14 protein-coding genes and 4 pseudogenes are annotated in these 26,616 nt (G+C 65.3%); 13 read left to right on the forward strand and 5 right to left on the reverse strand.

Annotated features, from left to right (window positions below):
* Positions 1–123 precede the first annotated feature (123 nt).
* The 4 genes and pseudogenes from CKW46_RS19760 (at position 124) to CKW46_RS19775 (ending at position 6,153) form a co-directional block, all read left to right on the forward strand.
* Complete coding sequence (locus CKW46_RS19760; protein ID WP_015356299.1) at positions 124–1,524, forward strand: wax ester/triacylglycerol synthase family O-acyltransferase; 1,401 nt, start codon at positions 124–126, stop codon at positions 1,522–1,524.
* Positions 1,525–1,793: 269 nt separating this feature from the next.
* Positions 1,794–4,892, forward strand: a pseudogene (locus CKW46_RS19765) (WD40 repeat domain-containing serine/threonine protein kinase); the annotation flags it as partial.
* 115 nt (positions 4,893–5,007) lie between these two features.
* The gene (locus tag CKW46_RS19770; protein ID WP_482052292.1) at positions 5,008–5,328 is read left to right on the forward strand and encodes a WD40 repeat domain-containing protein; all 321 of its coding nucleotides are present in this window, start codon (positions 5,008–5,010) and stop codon (positions 5,326–5,328) included.
* Between the two features lie 63 nt (positions 5,329–5,391).
* Complete coding sequence (locus CKW46_RS19775; protein ID WP_482052293.1) at positions 5,392–6,153, forward strand: WD40 repeat domain-containing protein; 762 nt, start codon at positions 5,392–5,394, stop codon at positions 6,151–6,153.
* A gap of 2 nt (positions 6,154–6,155) precedes the next feature.
* Here CKW46_RS19775 and CKW46_RS19780 read toward each other — a convergent pair.
* A pseudogene (locus tag CKW46_RS19780) lies at positions 6,156–6,266 on the reverse strand (cellulose binding domain-containing protein); the annotation flags it as partial.
* A 164-nt stretch (positions 6,267–6,430) separates the two neighbouring features.
* Positions 6,431–7,821 (reverse strand): annotated as a pseudogene (locus CKW46_RS19785) (WS/DGAT/MGAT family O-acyltransferase).
* Positions 7,822–7,930: 109 nt separating this feature from the next.
* Between CKW46_RS19785 and CKW46_RS19790 the strand changes: the two are divergent.
* From CKW46_RS19790 to ppsA, 4 genes are read left to right on the forward strand one after another with little or no spacing between them, the layout of a single operon-like run.
* The gene (locus CKW46_RS19790) at positions 7,931–9,616 is read left to right on the forward strand and encodes an NAD(P)-binding protein (RefSeq protein ID WP_482052295.1); all 1,686 of its coding nucleotides are present in this window, start codon (positions 7,931–7,933) and stop codon (positions 9,614–9,616) included.
* The gene (gene nifJ, locus CKW46_RS19795; protein ID WP_482052296.1) at positions 9,613–13,194 is read left to right on the forward strand and encodes a pyruvate:ferredoxin (flavodoxin) oxidoreductase; all 3,582 of its coding nucleotides are present in this window, start codon (positions 9,613–9,615) and stop codon (positions 13,192–13,194) included. The genes CKW46_RS19790 and nifJ overlap by 4 nt, the downstream gene beginning before the upstream one ends.
* Positions 13,194–14,204: a dihydroorotate dehydrogenase-like protein gene (locus CKW46_RS19800; protein ID WP_117435988.1), complete on the forward strand. Its 1,011-nt coding sequence runs from the start codon at positions 13,194–13,196 to the stop codon at positions 14,202–14,204. Before nifJ ends, CKW46_RS19800 begins: the two co-directional genes overlap by 1 nt.
* A gap of 27 nt (positions 14,205–14,231) precedes the next feature.
* Positions 14,232–16,637: a phosphoenolpyruvate synthase gene (gene ppsA / locus CKW46_RS19805; RefSeq protein WP_482052297.1), complete on the forward strand. Its 2,406-nt coding sequence runs from the start codon at positions 14,232–14,234 to the stop codon at positions 16,635–16,637.
* Positions 16,638–16,647: 10 nt separating this feature from the next.
* On the opposite strand, the gene CKW46_RS19810 is transcribed toward ppsA, so the two are convergent.
* Both CKW46_RS19810 and CKW46_RS19815 read right to left on the reverse strand, forming a co-directional pair.
* Positions 16,648–17,781: a 6-phosphofructokinase gene (locus tag CKW46_RS19810; protein WP_012395053.1), complete on the reverse strand. Its 1,134-nt coding sequence runs from the start codon at positions 17,779–17,781 to the stop codon at positions 16,648–16,650.
* A gap of 95 nt (positions 17,782–17,876) precedes the next feature.
* Positions 17,877–18,329 carry a VOC family protein gene (locus tag CKW46_RS19815; protein ID WP_482052298.1) on the reverse strand — a complete coding sequence of 151 codons (453 nt, stop codon included), beginning with the start codon at positions 18,327–18,329 and terminating at the stop codon, positions 17,877–17,879.
* A gap of 194 nt (positions 18,330–18,523) precedes the next feature.
* On the opposite strand from CKW46_RS19815, the gene CKW46_RS19820 reads away from it, so the two are divergent.
* Positions 18,524–19,909, forward strand: a complete 1,386-nt coding sequence (locus CKW46_RS19820) for an FAD-binding oxidoreductase (protein WP_240274712.1) — start codon at positions 18,524–18,526, stop codon at positions 19,907–19,909.
* 62 nt (positions 19,910–19,971) lie between these two features.
* On the opposite strand, the gene CKW46_RS19825 is transcribed toward CKW46_RS19820, so the two are convergent.
* Positions 19,972–20,481: a hypothetical protein gene (locus tag CKW46_RS19825; protein WP_012395056.1), complete on the reverse strand. Its 510-nt coding sequence runs from the start codon at positions 20,479–20,481 to the stop codon at positions 19,972–19,974.
* Positions 20,482–21,409: 928 nt separating this feature from the next.
* Here CKW46_RS19825 and CKW46_RS19830 point away from each other — a divergent pair.
* The 4 genes and pseudogenes from CKW46_RS19830 to CKW46_RS19845 all read left to right on the forward strand — a co-directional run.
* A pseudogene (locus CKW46_RS19830) lies at positions 21,410–23,046 on the forward strand (inorganic phosphate transporter); the annotation flags it as partial.
* A gap of 419 nt (positions 23,047–23,465) precedes the next feature.
* Positions 23,466–25,133, forward strand: coding sequence for a nitrite/sulfite reductase (locus CKW46_RS19835; RefSeq protein ID WP_015356307.1), 1,668 nt, complete (start codon positions 23,466–23,468; stop codon positions 25,131–25,133).
* A 29-nt stretch (positions 25,134–25,162) separates the two neighbouring features.
* A complete protein-coding gene (locus CKW46_RS19840; RefSeq protein ID WP_011740627.1) occupies positions 25,163–25,897 on the forward strand; it encodes a phosphoadenylyl-sulfate reductase in 735 nt (244 codons plus the stop codon).
* The gene (locus CKW46_RS19845; RefSeq protein WP_482052300.1) at positions 25,894–26,613 is read left to right on the forward strand and encodes a sirohydrochlorin chelatase; all 720 of its coding nucleotides are present in this window, start codon (positions 25,894–25,896) and stop codon (positions 26,611–26,613) included. Before CKW46_RS19840 ends, CKW46_RS19845 begins: the two co-directional genes overlap by 4 nt.
* The last annotated feature ends 3 nt before the right edge of the window (positions 26,614–26,616 follow it).

Below are 26,616 nucleotides of genomic sequence, written 5' to 3' on the forward strand. Positions count from 1 at the left end.
AAGGGCCCTTAGGCCCTCGTCGACCGCGGTCGTCGCGAGGGAGCATCCGGGGTACGGACCCTTGAGCGCCCTGCCCCGATGGGCGATCACACGGTGGCCCGGATCTCGGATGGGAGCTCGGCGATGACCAAACCGATTCCGCCACTGGATCTTTCCTGGCTGCTGCTCGAGTCGCCGGCCGGCACCACACACGTCGGCGCGATGTTGCTGTTCAAGAAGCCGTTCGGCCGAGATCCCGTGGACGAGATCGTGGCCGCCTACCGAGGGTGCTCACCCACGCCGCCGTTCAACTATGTCCCGGAACTGCTGGTCCGGGGCGCGCCCCATTTCCGGGAGGTGGCGAACTGGGACCCGCACTACCACGTTGGGCACCTGGCGTTGCCGGCCGGCGCCGGCTACGACGATCTGCTGCGCCTGGTTGCCGATCTACACGAACCACAACTCGACCGGCACCGGCCGCTGTTTCGGTGTTGGGTGATCGATGGTGTGCCGGACGACATGTTCGCGATCTACACGAAGACGCACCATTCGATCATCGATGGCGAATCCGGCCTCAAGCGGCTCTACGAGGGACTTAGCACCTCCGACCGCGACACCATCCCCAAGCCCGCATTCGCACTCGATGCGCCCGTCCCCGAACCGCACCCGCCCACGCCGCTGGCCGAGAAGGTCGCTCACTCGATCCGCGGGGCGGTCACCGAGTTCACGGCGCTGAACCAGGTCGCTGTCGGCGCGGCGCGCAAGGTGCTTTCCGGTCTGCTGGGATCCCACCTCGAGGGCAGTCTGCCGTTCGTCGCGCAGCACGCCCCCACCAACGCACCGCTGGAAATCGGTCGACGGTTCGCAACACTGTCGCTGCCGCTTGCCGAGATGCGCGAAATCGGCCATCACTTCGGGGCCACCCTCAACGACGTCGCCGCCAGCGTCATCGACGGCGGACTGCACGCATACCTACGCGAGACCGAGCGCGAGTTCTCCCATCCTTTCATCGCGATGTGTCCGGTCTCGCTGCGCGCCGACGACGACACCACGATCGGAACACGGGTGTCGGCGATCTTCGTGCGGCTCGGCCAGCCGCGGGCGAGCATGCCAGAACGGATCGGGCAAGTAATGAACTCGGTGGCCACCGCCAAAAAAGAACTCGGCGCCATGTCGAAGGAAGCGGCCATGACCTACGCGGTCGGACTCGTCGCGCTCGCCGGCGTGGGCGCCTCCACCCATCTCGATCGCATCGCGCACCCGGCGTGCAACCTGGTCATCTCCAACGTCGCAGGCGCCTCAGACATCCGATACCTCAACGGAGCCCGACTCCTCGGCATCTACCCGGTCTCCGCGCTCGCCGCCGCCATCGGGCTCAACGCCACGCTGGCCTCCTACCACGACAATATGGACTTCGGGTTCATCGCCAACGCCGCGGCCATCGAGGATCCGACACGACTGGCAGACCTGACGTTGCGAGCCTACGAGGAGTTGCGCGACGCGGCGGAGACAGCCGCGGGGAGGTCACAGCGCGCTTCTCGGTGAGCGGGTGCTGTTGGCCACATCCGCACCGGGTCGACTTCGTGTTTCTCGGCGGCGCCTATACCGTGTTGCTCTACGATGCACGTCGCCCCACCTACGACATCGACATCACCCCGCTAATGCGATGGGGAATCTCCAAAAGAGTGTCGGAAGCATGCCTTATGGGCTACAAATTGGGCGGTACGCGGCACGTTAGAAGAGTCGGGTGATGTGCAGAACAGTTAGGTTGAGAGCGTAATCAATTGGACGCCAGGGAATTCGGTCGATATCGGTTGTTCGAGCTCATCGGACAGGGTGCTGCAGGCACGGTATATAAGGCGCACGACACCGTTATGGGACGCGACGTGGCGATCAAAATCTTGCCTGCCGATCGGGCCAACGAGCCGGGTTTTCGCGCGAGGTTCAGCCGGGAAGCTCTCATCGCGGCTCGGTTGACCGACCCGCACATCATCCCCGTCCACGACACCGGCGAAATTGACGGCCAGTTGTACCTGGTAATGCCGATCATCAACGGGGTTGACCTCGAGGTCGCGCTCCAGCGCGACGGTCCCATGACTCCGGCGCGAGCCGTTCGAATGGTCGAACAGATCGCAGCCGCTCTGGATGCCGCCCACGCCCATGGGCTGGTGCACCGGGATGTTAAACCATCCAACGCCTTGATGACCGATCAAGGATTCGTGTACCTGATCGATTTCGGCCTGGCCCAGGACGGTACCGGCGCCAAATTGACCGCCGAGAGCCGCACCGCCGGAACGTGGGCATACATGGCCCCCGAACGAATGATGAGCGACGTCATCGATGCCCGCGCCGACGTCTATTCGCTGACATGTTTGCTCTATGAATGCCTTACCGGCGAAATGCCATTCCCTGGTGACCGGGTAGCGCTGCAAATGACGGCGCATCTCGCCACGCCCCCGCCGAAGCCGAGTGAGCGCCGGTCCGCCGTGCCCGCGGGATTCGACGATGTCATTGCCCGTGGCATGGCGAAACAACCTGACGATCGCTACCCCAGCGCTGGTGAACTCGCGATGGCGGCAGCTGCCGCACTGGCGACGCCGCCGGGCGGGCAGACCACCACGGCCGGACACCACATCCAGGTTGCTACGCAGACCCCCAAGCTCGTCGACTCGCCATCGCCTAGAGACACCGCGCCCCTTGGACTCGAGGACATCCCGCGCGCCGGCATGGGGGCCGCGTCGTTCCCCTGGCCACCACCGTCGCAACCGGACCGACCGCCATACCTCGGATGGGAACCCTTCCAGCCGGTCGACGCGGGCGTCTTTTTCGGTCGGGACGCCGAGGTGGCGCGGGCGATGGACGCCCTGCGCGGAATGCGTGCGAGCGACGAGACCCTGTTCGTGGTGCTGGGCGCGTCCGGAGCCGGCAAGTCGTGTTTTCTGCGTGCGGGAATCGTGCCCCGGCTGCAAAGACAGGCAAGCAAGTATCTCGTCCTCGACATTGTCCGCCCCGAGCTCAAGGCGCTCACCGGCGCCTGCGGGCTGGCACAGGCGATCTGCACCACGCGGCAACGCCTCGGCCTGGCACAGCCGCCGCTGGGCGACATCAAGGAAGCGTGCGCGAGCGGCGACGTGGCCCGGCTGCGGACGTGGCTGCTGGAGTGCCGTAAGGCCGCCAACCGGCAACCGGCAACCGGGGCTACCGATGACACCCCGGTGACCCTGGTGTTGCCGCTGGATCGGGCCGAAGAGCTGTTCACCAGCGACGCCGGCGTGGAGGCCGCCGGGTTGTTGGCGCTCATCCGGGATCTGGCTCTCGGCACGAACGGCCAGGACAGGCTGCCATTGATTGTGGCAGCGACGATCCGCACCGACCGCTACGAGCTGATGCAGACCGCTCCACAGCTTGCCGGGCTGCAGACCAAGCAGTTCGACCTTCGGCCGATGGACGCAACCCAGTTCAACAGGGTGATCACCGGACCTGCGCAGCGTTCGACGGACGGCGGACGCCCGCTGTACCTCGACGAGGAACTGGTGCGCCACCTGCTCGCCGACGCCACCGGCGGCGCAGACACGCTGCCGCTGCTGTCACTGACGCTGGCATGGCTGTACCGCGACTACGGGTCGACGGGCCGGCTCACTCTCGAGCCTTACGCCAAGCGGGGCGGAATCGATGGCGTCGTGCAAGCCCAGATCCACGAGATTCTGTCCTCGGATCCCGACGAGCGGGCCCAGCAACTCAAATTGCTGCGCGCGGCGTTCATCCCGTGGCTGGCCACCATCAATCCCGACAACGACCAGCCGATGCGCCGCTTGGCACGCTGGGCCGACCTGCCCGATGACAGCCGCCCGCTGCTAGAGCGGTTCCTGGCCCGCCGGTTGCTGATCAAAGACCTACGCGACGGAGAGGTCATCGTCGAGGTCGCCTTGGAGAGTCTGCTGCGCCAATGGGGCGATCTCTCGGGCTGGCTGGCGGACGAGGTCGAAGACCTCAAGGCGGCCGACGCGCTGGAACGCAGCGCCGCCGAGTGGGAGAAAAAGCGGCGCGACGAAGCCTGGCTGCTGCGCGGATCCCAGCTGGCCGCAGCCGAAAACCTAGCCGCCAAAACCGGATTCCGCGAACGCCTCAACCAAACCCACGACTACCTGCTGGCCTCCCGGCACTGCGAAAACGAACGAGCCGAGCTCGAGAAGCAACGCCAGCGGGCCGAACTCGAGGCCGCCAAGAAACTCGCGGCCGCCGAAACCCAAGCGCGCGAGCAGGCTCAAGAGAGCGCCGCCGCCCTACGACAGCGGTCTCGCGTCCTGCGCGCGGTAATCGCCGCAACGTCCGTCATCGCCGTTATCGCCGTGGTAGGCGCCGCCACCGCGGTGATCATGTTCAACCGCGCCACCCGTCAAGCCCGCGACGCACTGGCCGCCCAACTCGATGCGCAGGCCTCGTTGGTGTTCTCCGGGACCATCGCGGAGAGCGATATTCGCGCGCTCGCCGCCACCCTGGCGGCACGACAGTTGCGTTCCAACCCAGCCGCCAGCCGCGGCGCGTTCTACACGGCCACCGCGGCGCTGAACACCACTCGCATCATCATCCCCACGCAAGCACCCGTTAACACCGTTGCGATAAGTCCCGACGGGCACACCCTGGCTTCCGGCGGCGAGAACGGCAACATCCAGCTGTGGAACCTCACCGACCCCGCACACCCAGGCCCCCTAGGCCCGCCCCTGCAGGGCCACAGCGCCGGTGTGGTCAGCATCGCGTTCAACCCCGACGGACACACCCTGGCCTCCGGCAGCCACGACGGCACCATCCAGCTATGGAACCTCACCGACCCCGCACACCCAGGCCCCCTAGGCCCACCCCTGGAAGGCCACAGCGCCAGTGTCGCCGGCGTCGCGTTCAACCCCGACGGACACACCCTGGCCTCCGGCAGCGACGACGGCACCATCCGACTGTGGAACCTCACCGACCCCGCACACCCGGGCCCCCTGGGCCCAACCCCTGCAGGGCCACAGCGCCGGTGTAGCCAGCGTGGCGTTCGGTCCCGACGGAAACACCCTGGCCTCCGGCAGCGTCGACGACACGGTGCGACTATGGGACGTCACAGATCCAGCGCAGCCCGGTCCGTTGGGTCAACCTCTGACCGGCCACCACGGAACCGTATGGAGCATCGCGTTCGGGCCCGACGGACACACCCTGACCACCGGAAGCCACGACGGCACCATCCGGTTGTGGAACCTCAATACTGTGCTGCCCGTTCGGGGACATACCGGCCCCGTGCGCAGTGCGGTGTTCAGCCCTGACGTGCAGACGCTGGCCTCCGGCAGCGACGACGCCACCATCGCGCTATAGGATCTGACCAATCCAGGACACCCGCGACAGCTCGGCAAACCCCTGCGCGGCCACACTCGCACCGTGCAAAGCCTCGCCTTCAGCCCCGACGGACACACCCTGGCCTCCGGCAGCGACGACACCACCATCGCGCTATGGGATCTGACCAATCCAGGACACCCGCGACAGCTCGGCCAACCCCTGCGCGGCCACACTCGCACCGTGCAAAGCCTCGCCTTCAGCCCCGACGGACACACCCTGGCCTCCGGCAGCGACGACACCACCATCGCGCTATGGGATCTGACCAACCCAGCCCACGCGCGACAGCTCGGCAAACCCCTGTATGGCTATAGCAGCGCCGTGCTTGGCGTGGCCTTCAGCCCTGACGGCCGCTTTCTCGCTTCCGGCAGCGGCGACGACACCGTCGTGCTGTGGAACCTCACCGACCCGGCGCACCCGAGCCCGCTGGGGCACGCCCTGCACGGACATAGCGGATACGTGAATCGGGTGGCGTTCAGCCCCGACGGTCATACGCTAGCGTCGGGCAGTTCTGACCACACCGTGCAGCTCTGGGACCTCACCAATCTGACCCCTGCCGGGCTGGGCCAACCCCTGCGGGGGCACACCGACAGCGTCCTTGGTGTGGCGTTCAGCCCCGACGGGCACACCTTGGTGTCCAGCAGCGCCGACGCTACGGTGCGGGTCTGGCCCACGCCGCTGGATGCCACCGTCACGGTTCTGTGTTCGAAACTCACATCCAACATCAGCCGCCATGATTGGCGCGAATGGATATCGCCCGATGTCGACTACATTGCCCTCTGCCCCAACTTGCCCGTCCCACGGTAGTCGTTCCACGAGTCCGAGAGGAATTCTCGCACTGGCAAGTCGAATTCGAGTCGCCAGTCGTTTAGCCGCATCGAGCTCGAGTTGGTGATCGTGTAGTCGGCGATGAAGCCTGTTCAACCTCGATCTCACCTGCAGCATTGCCGGCACCGAGGGCCGGATGGTCACAAAATGCCGAAAGACCGAAAAGACCACGTAAGGCATTGGGCGCCGGAGCTTCTCGTAGCGGCCAGTGCGATCATAGGAGCCAACACCATAGCCGAACAGGCGATGTCGGGGTTCAGCCCGCCGCGCTCCCCCGCTTGCCGCGGCTCTCCTTCACCAATCGCGCCACCCCATCCTCGATCCCGGCGGCCAGCACCTCGATATCCGGTGCGGTGTCGTAGTCGGCGGTGATCCCGAAGACGAAGTTGTCGCCGTAGCTGACCATCGCGACCCCGGTACGCAGGTTCAGCGCGATCGGTGGAATCGGCAACATCTCCAGCACGCGCCGACCCATCAGCTTCTGCTCGTCCCGCGGCCCGGGCACATTGGTCGCCAACGCCACCACCGCGCGTTGCGGCAACCGGCTCAGCAACCGTACCGCCCACGCCGAGAACGCAAATGGCGCGCTTTTCGCCGCGGCAACCAACGCGGTGCCGCCTTCACGCTGGCCGCTGGCTTTGGCTTCGACCAACCGACGGTGTACCAGCTCAAGCTGTTTGACCGGGTCTTCCTCATCGACGGGCAACAAGGGCAGCATCGCCGAGACCTGATTGTCAGTCATGTTGAAGTGGCTCATCCCGCGCACCGACACCGGTACCAGCGTGCGCAGCGAGGTGTGGCCGGGCTTTTCCCCCGCTCCAGCAGAATCGACCGGTAGCTGCTGGTGATCGCCGCCAACGCCACGTCATTGAGCGTCACGTCGAATGCTCGCGCAACCGTGTGCAGATCGGACAAGCGCACCCGCGCCACGCTGAAGCGCCGCAGCGTGGTGACAGGCCCGCTCAGTGACGTTTCCGGCGCGGGACTGAGCAGACTGCCGGTCAGTTCGGCGGCCCCTAACGCGACATGCTCGACAACGGAGACCGCACCCAGAGCGCCCCGCACAATCCCGGTCACCCAGTTCAGCGGGTTCAGACTGACCTTCACCGGAAGCCCCGGCCCGTGCGGAGCCGGCTCTTTGGCCGCACGAATCTCGGTGGCAAAGGACCCGCCACCGCCGCTTTCGTCACCGAACTTGGCCAACATCTGCGTTGTCGCGATGCCATCGGCGATGCAGTGATGCAGTTTGGTCAGCACCGCCCACCGGTCATCGCTGAGCCCCTCGATGAGATAGCACTCCCAGAGCGGACGGTCCCGATCGAGCCGTCGCTCCATCACCGTCGCGATCATCTCGAAAAGTTCGGCGTCGCCGCCCGGTTGCGGCAGCGCAAGGTGGTGTACATGTCGGGAAACGTCGAAGTGCGGGTCCGCGACCCATTCGGGTGAACCGAGATCGAGCGGATGGGTCCGCAGGATCTGTTTGAAGCGCGGAATCGCCGACGCCCGCTCCGCGAAGGAGTCGACGAACTCCCCGAAAGCCCGAGCCGGCCCTTCCACAATCGACACACCGCCGATCGCCAGGCTCACATGCGGATCGCTGTCCTCAACCTCCAGGAAAGTCGCATCGAGGGGGGTTAGATGCTCCATCCCTCTACCATTCACCCCCACCTCAGTCCACGATCAGGGTCAGAAGTCCCTACCTTGAAGGCCAAACGAAAACTGCACACCACCATGCCCGGGTCATATCGTTGCCACCATGGTGCCCGAGCAGTCCCCCGGTGACGTGCCCGAGGTAGCGGCGCCAGCACCCGAACCAGCACCCGAAGATGTCACGCCCCTGCCCGACCTGCTACACGGACGGCACCGCGCGGGGCCGGACCGCGAACGTCGCCCGGTGTACGTCGACCTGTTGCCGCCCTGCAACGCCGGTTGCCCGGCCGGCGAAAACATCCAGGCCTGGCTCGCCCACGCCCGCGTCGGCGAGCACGAGCGGGCCTGGCGTCAGCTGACCGCTGACAATCCGTTCGCCGCCATCCACGGCCGGGTGTGCTATTACCCATGCGAATCCGTCTGCAACAGAGCAGATCTCGATGCATCGGTGTCCATCCACGCGGTCGAGCGCTTTCTCGGCGACACCGCACGCGAGAAACAGTGGCGCTTCCAGCCCGCACCGCAGCCCACCGGCAAACGAGTGCTCGTTGTCGGCGCCGGCCCCAGTGGACTCTCGGCGGCCTATCACCTGGCCCGGCTTGGGCATCACGTCGAGGTTCGCGACGCCGGCGCCGAGCCGGGCGGAATGATGCGCTACGGCATCCCGAGCTACCGGCTCCCCCGCGATGTGCTGGACGCCGAAATCGAACGCATCGCCGCCCTGGGCGTGCAGCTCACAAACGGACACCGTGTCGAAGACCTCGCCGAAGAACGCGAGACCGGAAACTTCGACGCGGTGTTCGTCGCCGTCGGTGCCCACCTGGCCAAGCGGGTCAACATCCCCTCTCGTGACGCAAGATCGCTGATCGACGCCGTGTCATTCCTGCATCAGGTGGCCGCGGGCGAAAAGCCCGAACTCGGAAGCCACGTCGCGGTCTACGGCGGCGGCAACACCGCCATGGACGCCGCCCGCGTCGCGCGCCGGCTCGGCGCGCAGGACACCGTGATCATCTACCGGCGCACCGAAGCTCAGATGCCCGCGCACGAAGAGGAGCGCCAAGACGCGCAGCGCGAAGGGGTGCAGATCAACTGGCTGCGCACCATCACCGCGTTCGACGATCACGAAATCCGGGTCGAGCAAATGGAACTCGACGACACCGGGCGCCCCCGGCCGACCGGGCGGTTTGAGACGCTGGCCGCCGACACGGTCATCATGGCACTGGGACAGGAAACCGAATCGGCGTTCATGCGCACATTGCCCGGGGTGGAATTCGACCGTGACGGCGGCGTGCGGGTCTCCCCGACGCTGATGACCGGCTGTCTCGGGGTGTTCGCCGGCGGCGACATGGTGCCCTGCGAACGCACCGTCACCGTCGGGGTCGGGCACGGCAAGAAGGCCGCCCACTACATCGACGCGTGGCTACGGGGAGACCCCACCCAACGCCCACCCAAGCATCCCGTCGCCGATTTCGACCGGCTGCACCTGTGGTATTTCGGCGACGCCCGCCGGCGCCAGCAACCCGAACTCTCCCCCGAGGACCGGATCAGCGGATTCGACGAAGTGATGGGCGGCCTGTCCGCGGAGGCAGCGACGTTCGAGGCCGGGCGCTGCCTGTCGTGCGGCAACTGCTTCGAGTGCGACGGTTGCTTGGGCGCCTGCCCGGAGGACGCGGTGATCAAGCTCGGGCGCGGCCACCGTTACCGCTTCGACTACGACCGCTGCACGGGTTGTGCGACCTGTTATGACCAATGCCCGGTGCACGCCATCGAGATGATTGCGGAGCCACGATGACGCGCACCACGGTGGATGGCAACGAAGCGACGGCATCGGTGGCCTACCGGCTCAACGAAGTCTGCTGTATCTACCCGATCACTCCCTCCTCCCCGATGGCCGAGCTCGCCGACGCCTGGTCAAACCAGAACCGGCCCAACATCTACGGCACGGTCCCGACGGTGGTGGAGATGCAAAGCGAAGGCGGGGCGGCCGGTGCGCTGCACGGCTCCCTGCAAGGCGGGGCGTTGACGACGACGTTCACCGCCTCCCAAGGCCTGCTGCTGATGATCCCCAACATGTACAAGATCGCCGGCGAACTGACCTCGGCGGTGATGCATGTCGCGGCTCGATCGATTGCGGCACAGGCACTTTCGATATTCGGCGATCATCAGGATGTCATGGCGGTGCGCCAGACCGGATTTGCGCTGCTGGCATCGGCCTCGGTGCAGGAGGCCCACGACCTGGCCCTGATCGCCCAGGCCGCCACCCTGCGCACCCGAGTACCGTTCGTGCATTTCTTCGACGGTTTCCGCACCTCCCATGAGCTCAACACCATCGAGGTGCTCACCGACGACGACTTGCGCGCGCTGGTCCCCCAGGAGTTGGTCCTGGCCCACCGCGACCGGGCGCTGTCGCCGGATCGGCCGTCCATCCGCGGCACCGCCCAGAATCCCGACACTTACTTCCAGGCCCGCGAAACGGTGAACCCGTTCTATGCCCGGGTACCCGAGGTGGTCGAGGGGCTGCTGCGCGAGCTCGGCGAGCGCACCGGGCGCCCGATGCACATCGTGGACTACACCGGTCACCCCGAGGCCGAGCGGGTGATGGTGCTGATGGGATCCGGCGGTCAGACCGCGGCCGAAACCGTGACCGCCCTCACCGAGCGCGGTGAGCGCGTCGGGGTGGCCCAAATCCGCCTCTACCGTCCATTTCCGGCCGAGGCCCTGCTGGCGGCCCTGCCCCCGACGGTCCGCGCGATCGCGGTCCTGGACCGCACCAAGGAACCCGGATCCCGGGGCGAGACACTGTATTTGGATGTCACCGCCGCCCTGGCCGAGGCCTATAGCAGCGGGCAGAGATCATCGCTGCCGGTGGTCTGCGGGGGACGCTACGGCCTGTCGTCCAAGGAATTCACCCCCGGAATGGTCGCCGGTGTCTTCGCCGAGTTGGCCGGCCAGCGTCCGCGCACTCGCTTCACCGTGGGCATCGACGACGACGTCAGCGGCACCAGCATCAGCTACGATCCGGACTTCGACATCGAGACGCCGGCGACCACCAAAGCCGTGTTTTTCGGCATGGGTTCCGACGGCACGGTGGGCGCCAACAAGAACACCATCAAAATTCTCGGTGGCGAGGAAGATATTTACGCCCAAGGGTATTTCGTCTACGACTCCAAGAAATCCGGCTCACAAACCGTCTCGCATCTGCGGTTTGGCCCGCAACCGATTCGGGCGCCGTACCTGGTGCAACAGGCGAGCTTCGTCGGCTGCCACCACCAGCGGTTCCTGAACAAGGTGGACGTGCTGGGCCGGGCCGCCCACGGTGCCGCACTGTTACTCAACAGCGCGCGCCCACCCGAGCGGGTGTGGGACAACCTGCCCGCCCCGGTGCAGCAACAGATCATCGACAAGCGCATCCGGCTCTACGTGGTCGACGCGGGCAAGATCGCGCGCGAGGTCGGTCTGGCCGGCCGGATCAACATCGTCCTGCAGACCTGTTTTTTCGCGATCGCCGGTGTGCTGCCGGTGGATCAGGCGATCGCCAAGATCAAGGCCAGCGTTGCCAAGACCTATGCCGCCCACGGCGCCGACGTGGTGGCCCGTGAAGTCAACGCCGTCGATCACGCGCTCGCCGGCCTGCACCCGGTCCAAGTGCCCGACACCGTCAGCTCCACCAGACAGTTGGAACCGCCGGTTCCCCAACACGCCCCGGAGTTCGTGCGCACGGTTACCGCGGAGATGATCGCCGGGCGCGGAGATGAGCTGCCGGTCAGCGCACTACCGGCCGACGGCAGCTACCCCAGCGGCACCGCCGCCTACGAAAAGCGCAATATCTCGGATCTGGTTGCGGTGTGGGACCCCGACACCTGCATCCAGTGCGGCAACTGCTCGTTTGTCTGCCCGCACAGTGTCATTCGCACCACGCTCTACCCGCGCGACCGGCTCGATGCCGCACCGGCCACCTTCGCCTCGGCACCGCTGGACGCGGTCGGTCTCCCCGACACCCGCTACACCCTGCAGGTCTATGCCGAAGATTGCACCGGCTGCAATCTGTGCGTGGAGGCCTGCCCCGCTGTCGTTCCCGGCAAACCGGTGACCAAGGCGATCAATCTTGCCCCGCGCGAACCACTCGTCGCCGCCTCCCGCGAGAACATCGCGTTCTTCGAAACCCTGCCGGTGGCCAACCGATCCAGGGTGGACTTCGGGACGGTGCGCGGCACCCAGTTCCTGCAGCCGCTGTTCGAGTTTTCCGGCGCGTGTGCCGGCTGTGGGGAGACCCCCTACCTCAAACTGCTTTCCCAGTTGTTCGGTGACCGGCTAATGGTCGCCAATGCCACCGGCTGCTCGTCGATCTATGGCGGCAACCTACCCACCACACCGTGGGCGACCAACGCCGAGGGACGCGGTCCAGCATGGTCTAACTCACTGTTCGAAGACAACGCGGAGTTCGGCCTGGGTATGCGGCTGGCCGCCGACACCCACGTGCGCCAGGCCCGGCACCGGCTGACCGAACTGCGCGACGTGCTGGGCGCGGATCTGGTCGATGCCATCCTGGCCGCCCCGCAAGAGCGTGAGTCGGAGTTGCGCGCCCAGCGCGAAAGGGTCGCCGAATTGCGCGCCCGCCTCGATGAACTGGACGGTCTGGCGCCGGCGCAAGCCGACGAGCTGCGCAGCGTCATCGATCACTTGATCCGCCGCAGCGTCTGGATCGTCGGCGGCGACGGGTGGGCCTACGACATCGGCGCCGGCGGGCTGGACCACGTGCTGGCCAGCGGACACAACGTCAACGTGCTGGTGCTCGACACCGAGGTGTATTCCAACACCGGCGGGCAGATGTCGAAGAGCACACCGCTGGGCGCGGTGGCCAAGTTCGCCGCCGGGGGCAAGACGGTTCCACGTAAAGACTTAGCGCTGCAGGCTATTTCGTATGGCAACGTCTACGTGGCGCGGGTCGCTATGGGCGCCGATCCGCAGCAGACCTTGCTGGCCTTCCGGGAGGCCGAGGCCTACGACGGCCCTTCGCTGGTGATCGCTTACAGCCACTGCATCGCGCACGGCTTCGAGCTGCGCTACGGCCTGGACCAACAGTACCGCGCGGTCGCCAGCGGGCACTGGCCACTGATTCGCTACAACCCGGTGCTGCGCTCCACCGGCCGCCCGCCATTCCTGCTGGATTCCCACCGTCCCCGGCTGGCGCTTGCTGACTATCGCGACCGCGAGCTACGCTTCCGCAGCCTGGCCAACTCTGACCCCGACGAGGCTGACCGCCTGCTCGCGCTGGCCGAAGAGTCAATCGACCAGCGCTGGGAAGTCTACGAAGACATGGCCTCTCGCGCGCCACAAGAGTTTCCGTCCGATTCCCGGAGGGAGAGCTAATGGACCTGTCGACTACCTACCTCGGACTCAGCCTGCGCAGTCCGCTGCTGGCCTCGGCATCGCCGCTGAGCCAGACGTTGCACGGCGTCCGTGCGCTCGCCGACGCCGGCGTCGGCGCGGTGGTCCTGTATTCGCTGTTCGAGGAACAACTGCGTCGCGAAGCCGAGCAGAACGAACTGATGGCCGCCCAGGGCAGCGAAAGCTCGCCCGAGTCGCTGAGCTACTTTCCTCCTCCCGTCGACGTGGCCAGCCGGGCCCAGCGATACCTGCGCCTGATCGAACGTGCGTCTGCATCGGTGGACATCCCGATCATCGGCAGCCTCAACGCGTCCACACCCGGCAACTGGGCGCGCTACGCCCATTCCATGCAAGAGGCCGGCGCGGCCGCGATTGAGCTCAACATCTACTACCTTCCCGGTGATACCGGCCTCAACGCCCATGCCGTCGAGCAGCGCCACCTCGAGGTGCTCGATGAGGTCAAAACCGCGACAACGGTTCCCGTCGCGGTCAAACTCAGCCCGTACTTCAGCGCCACCGCCGACATGACACATCGCCTCGATGCTGCCGGCGCTGACGGACTGGTGCTGTTCAACCGGTTTCTGCAGCCTGACATCGACCCCGAGACCCTCAGCCTGGTTCGCGGTATCACGCTGTCCACCCCGGGAGACACGCGCCTGGGGCTGACCTGGATCTCGTTGCTGCACGGCCGGACGCGAGCCTCGCTGGCCGCGACCAACGGAGTAGAGCACGCCAGCGACGTCGCCAAGTATCTGCTCGCCGGGGCGGACGTCGTGCAAAACGCGTCAGCCCTGCTGCGCCACGGACCCGAGTATGCGGCCGTGTTGCTCCGGGAGTTGCAGGACTGGCTGAGCCGCAAAGGATTTCAGGATCTCAACCAGGTGCGCGGGCTGCTGGCGGCTCCGGACACCAAAGGGTCGAAGGCGCACGAGCGTGCGGACTACGTTTGGGCGCTGCGCAAGGCTAACAGCGGCTTCTACGACGCGTATTGACGCAGTAACTATATGGAGGATTGGGTCATGAGCAGCTTTTCCTACGTTCGCTTCTTCGAAGAGTTCGGCATCGAGGACGTGCCACTGGTGGGCGGCAAGAACGCTTCGCTGGGCGAGATGTTCCAGAAGCTGTCGCAGCAGGGTGTGCGCGTACCGCACGGATTTGCCACCACCGCCGATGCCTACAAGCACATGCTGGACCGGGCCGGCGCGTGGGACGCGCTGCACGCCGAGCTGGACGATCTGGACGCCGACGATGTCACCGCGCTGGCCCGCAAAGGCAAACGCGCCCGTGAAATCGTCTATGGCGCAGGGCTGCCCGAGGACCTGGCCAGCGAGATCGTGGCCGCCTACCGGATAATGCAGGAAGAGTACGGCGAGGACGTCAGCCTGGCGGTGCGCAGCTCGGCCACCGCCGAGGACCTGCCGACCGCCAGCTTCGCCGGCCAGCAGGAAACGTTTCTCAACATCAAGGGTGAGGAAAGCCTGCTCGATGCGTGCCGCCGCTGTTTCGCCAGCCTGTTCACCGACCGGGCCATCCACTATCGCGTCGATCAGGGCTTCGACCATTTCAAGGTGGCGCTGTCGATCGGCATCATGAAGATGGTCCGTTCCGACCTCGCCTCCTCGGGCGTGATGTTCACCCTCGACACCGAGTCCGGCTTCAATGACGTCGTGTTCGTGACGGGCGCCTACGGCCTGGGCGAGAACGTGGTACAGGGCGCGGTCGACCCCGACGAGTTCTACGTCCACAAGCCGACCTACCAGGCCGGTCACCGCGCCGTGCTGCGCCGGCTGATCGGCGACAAGGCGGTGAAGATGGTCTTTGTCGAGGGCGGAACCAAGCAGACGACGCGCAACATTCCGACGCCGAAGGCCGACCGTGCTCATTTCTGCATCACCGACGAGGACGTGCTCGAATTGGCGGGCTATGCGCTGGCAATCGAGCAGCACTACGGGCGACCGATGGATATCGAGTGGGCCAAGGACGGTTTGGACGGCAAGCTCTACATCGTCCAGGCCCGCCCGGAGACGGCCGCCTCGCAGCGCAGCATGACCACGGTGGAAACCTATGTGCTGGAAGGCTCCGGCGAACAGCGCGAGATACTGACCGAGGGCCGCTCGGTCGGCGAAAAGGTCGCCTCGGGCGTGGTCAAACGCATCGATGACCTCGAGCGGCTATCGGACTTCAATCCCGGCCAGGTGCTGGTCGCCGACACCACAACGCCGGACTGGGAGCCGGTCATGAAGATCGCCGCCGCGATCGTCACCAACCGCGGTGGCCGCACCTGCCACGCCGCGATCATTGCGCGCGAACTCGGTATCCCTGCGGTGGTCGGCGCCGGGGATGCCACCACCAATGTGCCGGACGGCCAACTTGTCACGGTGTCGTGTGTGGAGGGCGACACCGGGCGGGTGTACCGCGGGGAGGTGGGCTTCCACGTGGATCGCACCGAGGTGGCCGACCTGGCGAGGCCGCGCACCGAGGTCATGGTCAACCTCGGCAACCCCGACCTCGCGTTCAAGACCTCGTTCCTGCCCAACGATGGGGTGGGACTGGCCCGGATGGAATTTATTGTCGGCGAATACATCAAGGTCCACCCGCTGGCCCTGCTGCACCCCGACAAGGTGGACGACCCCGAGGCACGCCGCACCATCGAACGGCTCACCCGCGGCTATTCCGATGGTGCCGAGTTCTTTGTGCAGCGACTCTCCGAAGGCATCGGCACCATCGCGGCGGCGTTCTGGCCCAAACCCGTGGTGGTGCGGATGTCGGACTTCAAGAGCAACGAGTACGCCAGCCTGATCGGCGGCAGCGGCTTCGAGCCGACCGAGAGCAACCCGATGATCGGCTTTCGCGGCGCCTCGCGCTACGCCCACCCCGCCTACGCCGAGGGCTTCGCGCTGGAATGCCGTGCGATGCAGCGGGTCCGCGATCAGATGGGGCTCACCAACGTGGTCATCATGCTGCCATTCGTGCGCCGGGTCGCCGAAGCGGACCTGGTGCTCGAGACGATGGCCGAACACGGCCTCCGGCGGGGCGAGAACGGACTCAAGGTGTATGCGATGTGCGAGATCCCCAACAACGTCATCCTCATCGACCAGTTCGCCAAGCGCTTCGACGGCTTCTCGATCGGCTCCAATGACCTGACTCAGCTGACCCTGGGAGTCGACCGCGACAGCGAAATCGTGGCCTTCGACTACGACGAACGCGACGACGGCGTCAAGGAGATGATTCGCCTGGCGGTGGAGGGCTGCCGCCGCAACGGCATTCACTCCGGGTTGTGCGGCCAGGCGCCGTCGGACTATCCGGACATGGCCGAGTTCCTGGTCCGCGCCGGCATCGACTCGGTCAGCCTCAACCCCGACGTGGTGGTCAAGACCACCCGGCAGATCCTCGACCTCGAGCAGCAGGTGGTGCCACTGCAGTAGGCGCGAGCGCCTAATCGATGGTGCTGTGGGTGGGCATCTCGTCGCCGAAGTTGATCCCCATGTCGCGCGCGGTCAGGATCGAGTCGCAATCGAGCGGAACGACCTTCTGCCGATGAGTGGCGTCGGCAAGCGGTACGTAGTCCACCGTCGGCGGGTTCAGCGCCACCATGACGCCGTAGTGCCCCTCATCGAGAGCCCGCACGGCGGCGGCGCCGAAGCGCAGTCCCAGTAGCCGGTCGAACGAGGTAGGCGAGCCGCCCCGCAGCAGGTGACCCAATACCACCGTGCGTGCTTCGCGGCCGGTCATGCGTTCCAGCTCGGCGGCCACCTTGGCGCCGATGCCACCGAGGCGTTCGGCCTGCCCCACCGACTTGCCCAGGATGGTGACCTCGCCGCCGATCGGCTTGGCCCCCTCGGCGACGCAGACTATCGAGAATTTCGCGCCGCGCTGTTCGCGATCGGTGATCACAGCTGCCACCGGCTCCAGACTGAACGGGATCTCGGGGATGAGGATCGCGTGCACCCCCGAGGCCATGCCGGCGTTCAGGGCGATCCATCCCGCGTACCGGCCCATCACCTCCACCACGATGATCCGGCCATGGGAGGTCGCGGTGGTGAAGAGCCGGTCGATGCACTCGGAGGCGAAGTCGACCGCGCTGTCGAAGCCGAATGTGGACGTCGTCTTGTCCAGGTCATTGTCGATGGTCTTGGGTACGCCGACCAGCGGTAACCCCGACTGGTGCAGATGCTGGCCGATCGACATCGACCCGTCGCCGCCCACCAGGATCAGCGCATCGATCTGGTGCTGCGCGAATCGGCCCAGTAGCTCTTCGGTGCGGTCCACTTCGGCCCAGCTACCGTCGCTCTGCCGCACCGGGTAGGCGGTCGGGTTGCCCCGATTGGTCGTGCCGATGATCGTGCCGCCCTGGTGGATGATCCCGCGAACCCGGTCGCGGGTGAGCTCGATCAGGCCGCCCTCGGGATAGTCCTCGGGCAGCAACAGCCCATTGAGGCCGTCTCGGATCCCGACCACGTCCCAGCCGCGGTTTCGCGCGGCAAGAGTGGCCGCGTGGATCACCGCATTGAGTCCCGGCGCGTCCCCGCCACCGGTGCTGATCGCGACTCGCTTTATCGGGGAATTCACGACTCGCAAGTCTAGTGTGTGCCTCGAGCGCAGCCGTTCGCGCCGGTGAAGCGTGTTATGTGCCTATCCAATTCGCATGACAAGTCGGCGCTTCGTCAGGGATGTGGCGGTGCCACCGCCAGCCAGCCGTCTGACAGCAGTTCGAGCAGCTGCCCGTCGGGATCACGGATCATCGCCGAATGCCTCGACACCGTGCGCTCGAGCACCGATCCGCCGAGAGCCTCCACGTTGTCCAGCACTGCGGCCAGATCAGATACCGAAAACGAGATATGAGTAAGCCCAACCTGATCCATGACACGCCTACCCCCGGCGGCAACGGAGCGTTGCGAGTAGTCGAGCAGCTCCAGCACCAGCCCATCACAAATCAGATAGGTCACATGCAGCCCGACCGGCCGTTCCAGCTGCAACAATTGGTCGGCGCCAGCGTCGGGCACGTCGGCTTCCCACCAGAATCCAAACCCCAACAACTCCTGGTAGAAGCGCCGGGACCGGCCCCGGTCAGTGACGCACAGTCCGACGTGGTTGAAAACCGTTCCGCTACTGCACATCACAAAACCTTCGCGCTCGCCGCCCGCCAGCACTGGCCGCTTCTCGATGAACTGTACCGCCGATACCGGCACTCACGCCGTTTCACCCCGACCCGGCGGCTATGTCAATTCGACCGACACTGCTTATAATTCGACCGACACTGCTTATAAAGTGAGTCGCTGTCCCGCTCACGGCAGAAATGTGAGGCCCTTCGATGATCGACATAACAGCGCGGTTAGTGGAAATCGTCGGCAACAACAATGTGCTCACCGGCGACGCGATTCCCGAAGACTATTCCCACGACGAAGAGCTGACTCAGGTGCCCCAGCGGCCGGCGTACGTCGTCAAGCCGGCCACCGCCGAGGAGGTTTCCCGGCTGCTGTCGGCGGCCTCCGAATACCGCGTCCCGGTGACAGCGCGCGGTTCGGGGTGTGGCCTGTCGGGTGCCGCGTGCCCCCGCGAGGGCGGATTGCTGATCTCCTTCGAACGAATGAATCAAGTCCTGGAGGTCGACACCGACAACCAGGTCGCCGTGGTCCAGCCCGGCGTCACATTGAGCCAGCTGGACGAGGCGACTCACGATCGCGGACTGGGCTACATGGTGCACCCCGGAGAACTGTCCTCCAGCGTCGGCGGGAACGTCGGAACGAACGCCGGCGGGATGAGAGCCGTCAAGTACGGGATAGCGCGCAATAACGTGCTCGGGCTGCAGGCGGTGCTGCCCACCGGCGAGATCATCCGCACCGGCGGCAAGATCGCCAAGGTCTCCACGGGCTACGACCTCACCCAGCTCATCGTCGGCTCCGAAGGCACCCTGGCCCTGGCCACCGAGGTGATCGTCAATCTGCACCCGCAGCTGACTCACAACGCCAGCGTGCTGGCCCCCTTCGCCGACTTCGATCAAATCATGGCGGCGGTGCCCAAGATCCTGGCGACCGGACTGGCGCCCTACATCCTGGAATACATCGACAACATGACCATGGCCGCGCTGGTTTACACCCAGAACCTCGAGCTGGGCATCCCAGATCAGGTTCGTGACAACTGCCAAGCGTATCTGCTTGTGGCCCTGGAAGACCGAACCGCCGATCGACTGCTCGAGGATGTCGAGGCCACTGGTGAGCTGCTGGCCGAACTGGGAGCGATGGATGCCTACGTGCTCGAAGGCGCCTCGGCGCGCAAGCTGATCGAGGCGCGCGAGAAGGCGTTTTGGGCGGCCAAGGCCGCCGGCGCCGACGACCTCATCGATACCGTCGTCCCGCGCGCGTCGATGCCGAAGTTCCTCAGCACCGCTAAAGGGCTGGCGTCCGCTGCCGGCGGTACCGCGATCGGTTGTGGGCATGCCGGAGACGGCAACGTGCACCTGGCCATCATTTGCAAAGACCCGGCAAAAAAGAAGCAACTGATGACCGACATCTTTGCGTTGGCCATGGAACTAGGTGGTGCCATCTCCGGCGAACACGGCGTTGGCCGCGCGAAAACCCCATACTTTCTCGAGCTCGAAGACCCGGCCAAGATCGCCTTGATGTCGCGGATCAAACAGAGCTTCGACCCGGCGGGGATCCTCAACCCCGACGTGTTGTTCACAACCATCCAGTCTTGAGCCGGATGCCACAGGGCACACACCTTGGGCACATCAGCGACGCACCATCGGAGGCCCGACGACTACACCGGCGCGGCCGCCAATACTCCCGCGGCTGAGGCATTAATTCGCGCCGCGAGCGATTCAACCATCTGCAGGTGGATGGCGTGTCGCTGGACAACTATTGCTTGGATGGCCGCTTCGTTTTCCGGCCCCGCGGCCTCCAAGGCATGGATCTGAGCCTCGGCAGAAGCGACGCTGGCAGCAATCAGCAGCTGCATTGTCCTAACATCGGCAGCCACGGTTAGAAACCATCTCTGGATCGACTGTAGGAACGCAACCAGCGTCTCGCAGTGCGCAATAATCTCGGCGAGCCTGGCGGTGGCGGCGCTGGCCGCGGGGCCGGCCCAGGTCTCGAAAAGGTCTTGGCTCAGACCGTGCACCCCGGCCAACGTGCCGCCGACCCCCAAAATGCGAAAGCCGGTCTCGACCGAATATCCGCGAAGTTCCGTGGGCGCGAATCCAGGCCACCCACCGGGGTCGAGCATCAGTTCAGCGTATTCCCCGACCGGTCTGCCGATCGTCCTGACCATGGTTTAATCACCTCCGACGTTGGATTTACAGAAGCCGATTATTTACAGAAACGATTACTGGCGTCAATATCCGAATCTCTCGCGCCAACAAGAGTAAATCGTCCGTTTAATTCATCGCAATTCACCACGAGACAGATATTCTCCAAACGGTGAATTATTTGCACGCCCTCAACGGCTTCCGCCGTTGACAAATACCGTATCGATTGCTAACACTATCGATGCACCCGGTCGAATTGACCGTGAATACCGCTGTAAAAGCACGTGTCGTAAGGAGCAACAATTCATGCATCCGATTAATCGGATTAACTCAGCGATGAGCGTTGCCCCTAGCGTCCTGATCACAGTTGCACCGGAGTTTGTCGAACGGGCAGGACACCTCGATCAAGAAGTGCTTCCGTGGGTGCCAACAAACGTGTGCAGTGATGCGGCATCGGCGTCATTTTTTCGGCAGTCCGCTGCCATGACAGAGGCGCTGGCCGCATTGGGACATGCTTGTTCCGCCCAGCTCCGGGCGTATGCGGAATTGCTGCGCGTGGCGGCCAACAGCTATGCCACCTCTGACCGCCGCGGGGCGAGTTCCCAGTCGCGCTAGCGCCTCGTGTCTGACGTCATTTGATGGTCCGTCGCCTCGAGGATCCGCCCCCGTCTGGCCGATCTCGGCCGAGCCGTCATGCTCGGGCCCGGGGCTCGTCGGCGAACCGTTGGGCAAACGGCCGCAACCACTCTGATGCCCACCGCACGACGAACCAGCAGTCACTCGCGGCGCCTCCATCGCCCACCATCGGGAGTTCGATCAAGCCGGGCGCGGGGTGCGCCCCGACCGTATGGCCTTTGTTCACTCGACGTTTACCGGGCGCTCGCTGCCGTGTCGTAACCTGCTGACGCTCGATCACCAGGTACGAGCCGGCGTGAGCCGCGACAGAGAGCACACAGGGACGGGCACTGGTGGCAAGCGGACTACAGGATCCCATAACGCCGACGCCGCAGTACGGGGGCTTGTTCGGCCAAGATCGCGCGTGGCACCTCTCGTTCGGCCTGCTGCTGGCCGGATCGTTCGTGCTGTTCTCGTTCTGGGCGTTCGACTACGCCGGCCCCGGCGCCAACAAGCTCATCTTGGTCCTGGCCACCGTTGTCGGCATGTTCATGGCCTTCAACGTCGGCGGCAATGACGTCGCCAACTCCTTTGGCACCAGCGTCGGTGCGGGCACGCTGAGCATGAAACAGGCGCTTCTGGTGGCAGCCATTTTTGAGGTCAGCGGCGCGGTGATTGCCGGGGGCGATGTCACCGAGACAATTCGCAGCGGAATCGTCGACCTGTCCGGAGTGTCGGTCGCTCCCAACGACTTCATGAACATCATGCTGGCCGCGTTGCTGGCGGCAGCGCTGTGGCTGCTGTTTGCCAACCGGATGGGATACCAGGTGTCGACCACACACTCGATCGTGGGCGGCATCGTCGGCGCCGCGGTCACGCTGGGCATCGTTGACGGAAAGGGCCTCTCCGCTCTCCAGATGGTCCAGTGGGACGAGATCGGCCAAATCGCAATCTCATGGGTGCTTTCACCGCTGCTGGGCGGACTGGTGTCCTACGCGCTCTACGGCGCGATCAAACGCCACATCCTGTTGTACAACGAGGAAGCCGAACGAAAGCTCCTGGAAATCAAGAAGGAACGCATCGCGCACCGCGAGCGTCACAAGGCGGCATTCGAGCGTCTCAGCGAAATCCAGCAGATCGCCTACACCGGTGCGATCGCACGCGACGCCGTCGCGGCCAACCGCAGGGATTTCGATCCCGACGAGCTGGAGTCCGACTACTACCGCGAACTCCACGAGATCGATACCAAGAGATCGTCGGTTGACGCATTCCGGGCGCTGCAGAACTGGGTCCCGCTGGTCGCCGCGGCCGGATCGATGATCATTTCCGCCATGCTGTTATTCAAGGGCTTCAAGCACATGCACTTGGGCCTGACCACCATGAACAACTTCTTCATCATGGGGATGGTGGGTGCGGCGGTGTGAATGGCCACCTTCATTCTGGCTAAAACGCTTCGGGGTGAATCACTTTCGCGCTCGACCTATCTGATGTTCAGCTGGATGCAGGTATTCACCGCCTCCGGTTTCGCATTCAGCCACGGCAGCAATGACATCGCAAACGCCATCGGCCCATTCGCCGCAGTGCTGGATGTACTGCGCTCGGGTTCGATTGAAGGCAAGGCGGCGGTACCCGCCGCCGCCATGATCACGTTCGGGGTCGCGTTGTGCGCCGGGCTGTGGTTCATCGGACGGCGGGTCATCGCAACCGTGGGACACAATCTGACCACGATGCATCCGGCCTCGGGCTTTGCCGCCGAATTGTCGGCGGCGGGAGTGGTCATGGGCGCAACCGTGCTGGGTCTTCCGGTCTCCAGCACTCACATCCTGATCGGCGCCGTCCTCGGCGTCGGCATCGTCAACCGGGCCACCAACTGGGCACTGATGAAGCCAATCGCGTTGGCGTGGGTCATCACGCTGCCCTCGGCGGCTATCCTGAGCGCGGTCGGCCTGGTCACGCTGCGCGCGATTTTCTGACCGAGATTTCCCGAGCATGTGACATCTCGAGTCCGCGCATGGACTCCGCCCCGGAATCCGACCTCGGCTGTCTGAGATTGCCAAATCAGTTATCCCGCTTGCTATCTTCGGGCGGACACGGCGACCACGGGTGCCGGCCACGGGCACAACCCGTCAAACGTAATCACAACCAGTAGTTGTGATCTCACAACGTGTTGGCCTCTACCGGCGCCTACCGGGGCGGCGAAACATCGGGGTCATGACCCGCGGGGTCCGATGAAGCGCCTTTCGGGTATCTCCCGCTGACCAACATCACCGTCGATGTCGCAGGCCAGCCTCATGTCCGCACACGAGGGGTCCGCCGGTTGGCCATCAACCGGCGGAGCGTGCGGTCCAGGCAGCCAATCCCGGTCAGCATTGTCGACAGAGGAGTAGGCCGCATGACGACAGCCCGTCCCGCCAAGACTCGCAACGAAGGCCAATGGGCATTGGGACAGCTTGATCCGCTCAATGACACCGAGCAGATCAAGCACGATGACGGCCCGCTGAACGTGCGCGACCGGATCCTCAACAAGTACGCCAAAGAAGGCTTCGACAGCATCGAGAAGACCGATCTGCGGCTGCGCTTCAAATGGATGGGTCTGTACACCCAGCGCGAGCAGGGTTACGACGGCAGCTGGACCGGCGACGAGAACATCGACAAGCTCGAAGCCAAGTACTTCATGATGCGGGTGCGCTCCGACGGCAAACCAATGTCGGCGCAGACAGTGCGCGTGCTGGGCCAGATTTCCAGCGAATTCGGCCGTGACACCGCCGACATCGGCGACCGGGAGAACGTGCAGTTCCACTGGCTGCGGATCGAGGACGTTCCCGAGATCTGGCGCCGGCTCGAATCCGTCGGCCTGTCCAGCATTGAGGCCTGCGGTGACTGCCCACGCGGCATTCACGGTTCACCACTGGCCGGCGACTCGCTCGATGAGGTGCTCGATCCCTCGCCGGCGAGCGACGAGATCATCCGGCGCTTCCTGGGCAACCCCGACTACGCGAACCTGCCCCGCAAGTACAAGAGCGCGATCTCGGGCCTGCAGGACGTCTCCCACGAGACCCACGACGTCGCGTTCGTCGGAGTCAATCACCCCGAGCACGGTCCCGGGATGGACTTGTGGGTCGGTGGCGGCCTTTCGACCAACCCGATGATGGCGCAACGCGTCGGCGTGTGGGTCCCGCTGGACGAGGTGCCCGACGTTTGGGAGGCGGTCACCCAGGTGTTCCGCGACTACGGCTACCGACGGCTGCGTGCCAAGGCCCGGATCAAGTTCTTGGTCAAGGACTGGGGCGTAGAAAAATTCCGTGAGGTCATGGAAACCGAGTACCTCAAGCGCAAGATGATCGACGGCCCGGCTCCCGAGCCGATCAAGCACCCGATCGACCACGTCGGAGTGCAGAAGATCAAAAACGGGCTCAACGCCGTCGGCGTCGCCGCTATCGCGGGACGCGTCACGGGCACCACCCTGCAGGCGGTGGCCGACCTGATGGAGAAGGTCGGCTCCGACCGGGCCCGGTTCAGCCCCTTCCAGAAGCTGATCATCCTCGATGTGCCCGACGACAAGGTGGACGAACTGGTCACCGGTCTGGACAAGCTGGGCCTGCCGTCCAAGCCGTCCGGGTGGCGCAAGAACACAATGGCCTGCACCGGCATCGAGTTCTGCAAGCTGTCGTTCGCCGAAACCCGGGTCCGTGCCCAGTCTTTGGTGCCCGAGCTGGAAGAGCGCATGGCCGACGTCGAATCCAAGATCAACGTGCCGATCACCCTGCACATCAACGGCTGCCCCAACTCGTGCGCCCGCATCCAGGTCGCCGACATCGGGTTCAAGGGTCAGTGGATCGATGACGGTGAGGGCAACTCGGTCGAAGGATTCCAGGTCCACCTCGGTGGCGGCCTGGGCGAGCAAAGCGGGTTCGGCCGCAAGCTGCGCCAGCACAAGGTGACCAGTGACGAGCTCGGCGACTACATCGACCGGGTGACCCGAAAGTTCCTGGATCAACGCGAGGAAGGCGAACGCTTTGCGAATTGGGCGCTGCGCGCCGACGAAGCCGACTTGCGCTGAGCGCTTCCCGACGAGCTGAGGACAACACGATGAGCGATCAGCCCAACGAGACGCAGCTGCGTGAGCTGGCCGCACGCGGTGCCGCGGAGATGGAGGGTGCCAGCGCGACCGATCTGCTGCGCTGGGCCGACGAACACTTTGGCGGGATCAACGGACCCCGCGGCTGGGCGACGTGTAATTACGTGGTTGCCTCCAATATGCAAGACGCCGTCTTGATCGACCTGGCATCGAAGGTGCGCCCGGGGGTGCCGGTGATCTTCCTCGACACCGGCTATCACTTCGCCGAAACCATCGGTACCCGCGACGCAATCGAGGCCGTCTACGACATCAGAGTGCTCAACATCAGCCCCGAGCACACCGTGGCAGAACAGGACAAGCTGCTGGGCAAGGACCTCTTCGCGCGCGACCCCAACGAGTGTTGCCGACTGCGCAAGGTCGTCCCGCTGACCAATGCGCTGCGTGGGTATGCGGCGTGGATCACCGGCCTGCGCCGGGTGGAGTCCCCCACTCGCGCCAACGCCCCGGTGATCAGCTTTGATGAGGCCTTCAAGCTGGTCAAGATCAACCCATTGGTGGCGTGGACCGACCAGGATGTGCAGGACTACATCCAGAGCAACAACGTGCTGGTCAACCCGCTGGTCGACGAGGGCTACCCGTCGATCGGTTGTGCACCGTGCACCGCCAAACCGGCAGTCGGTGAGGACCCGCGCAGCGGGCGTTGGCGGGGCCGGACCAAGACCGAATGCGGGCTGCACGCCTCATGAGCACGCTCGTGCTCACCGCGCACGGCAGTAGAGACCCCCGGTCGGCGGACAACGCCCGGGCCGTCGCCGCTGCGCTACGCCGCATGCGGCCGAATCTCGATGTGCGGCTGGCCTTCCTGGAACTCTGTGCACCAAACTTCGTCGACGTACTCGCCGAACTGCCCGACAGCCAGCGGGCCGTGGTCACTCCTCTGCTACTGGCGAGCGCCTACCACGCCCGCACCGACATCCCGGAACAGATTGCGCGCTCCGGCGCGCTCGGTGTCCGCGAGGCCGCCGTGCTCGGCGAGGACGATCGGCTGGTGTCGGTGTTACGCGACCGCCTTGCCGAGCGCGGGGTTTCCCCGCGGGATCGCAACATCGGCGTGCTGGTGGTCGCGGTCGGTTCATCGCACGCCCCGGTGAACGCGCGCACGGCACGGGTGGCGGCCAAGCTCGGTGCGGGCACCCGTTGGGCCGGCACCACAATGGCGTTCGCCACCGGCCCCAAGCCGTCGGTGGCCGACGCCGCCGCACAGTTGCGCGCCAGCGGCGCCCGCCGTCTCGTCATCGCCCCATGGTTTCTGGCACCGGGGCTCATCACCGACCGGGTGTGGAAGTACGCATGCGACAACGACATTGCGATGGCGCGTCCGATGGGCGCCCACCCGCTGGTAGCGCAAACCGTGCTCGAACGTTACGACCAGGCGCTGGCCGCCGGTGACACCGCGGCCTGAACC

The sequence above is a fragment of the Mycobacterium liflandii genome (genome assembly GCF_022354805.1).
GTDB lineage: Bacteria > Actinomycetota > Actinomycetes > Mycobacteriales > Mycobacteriaceae > Mycobacterium > Mycobacterium marinum.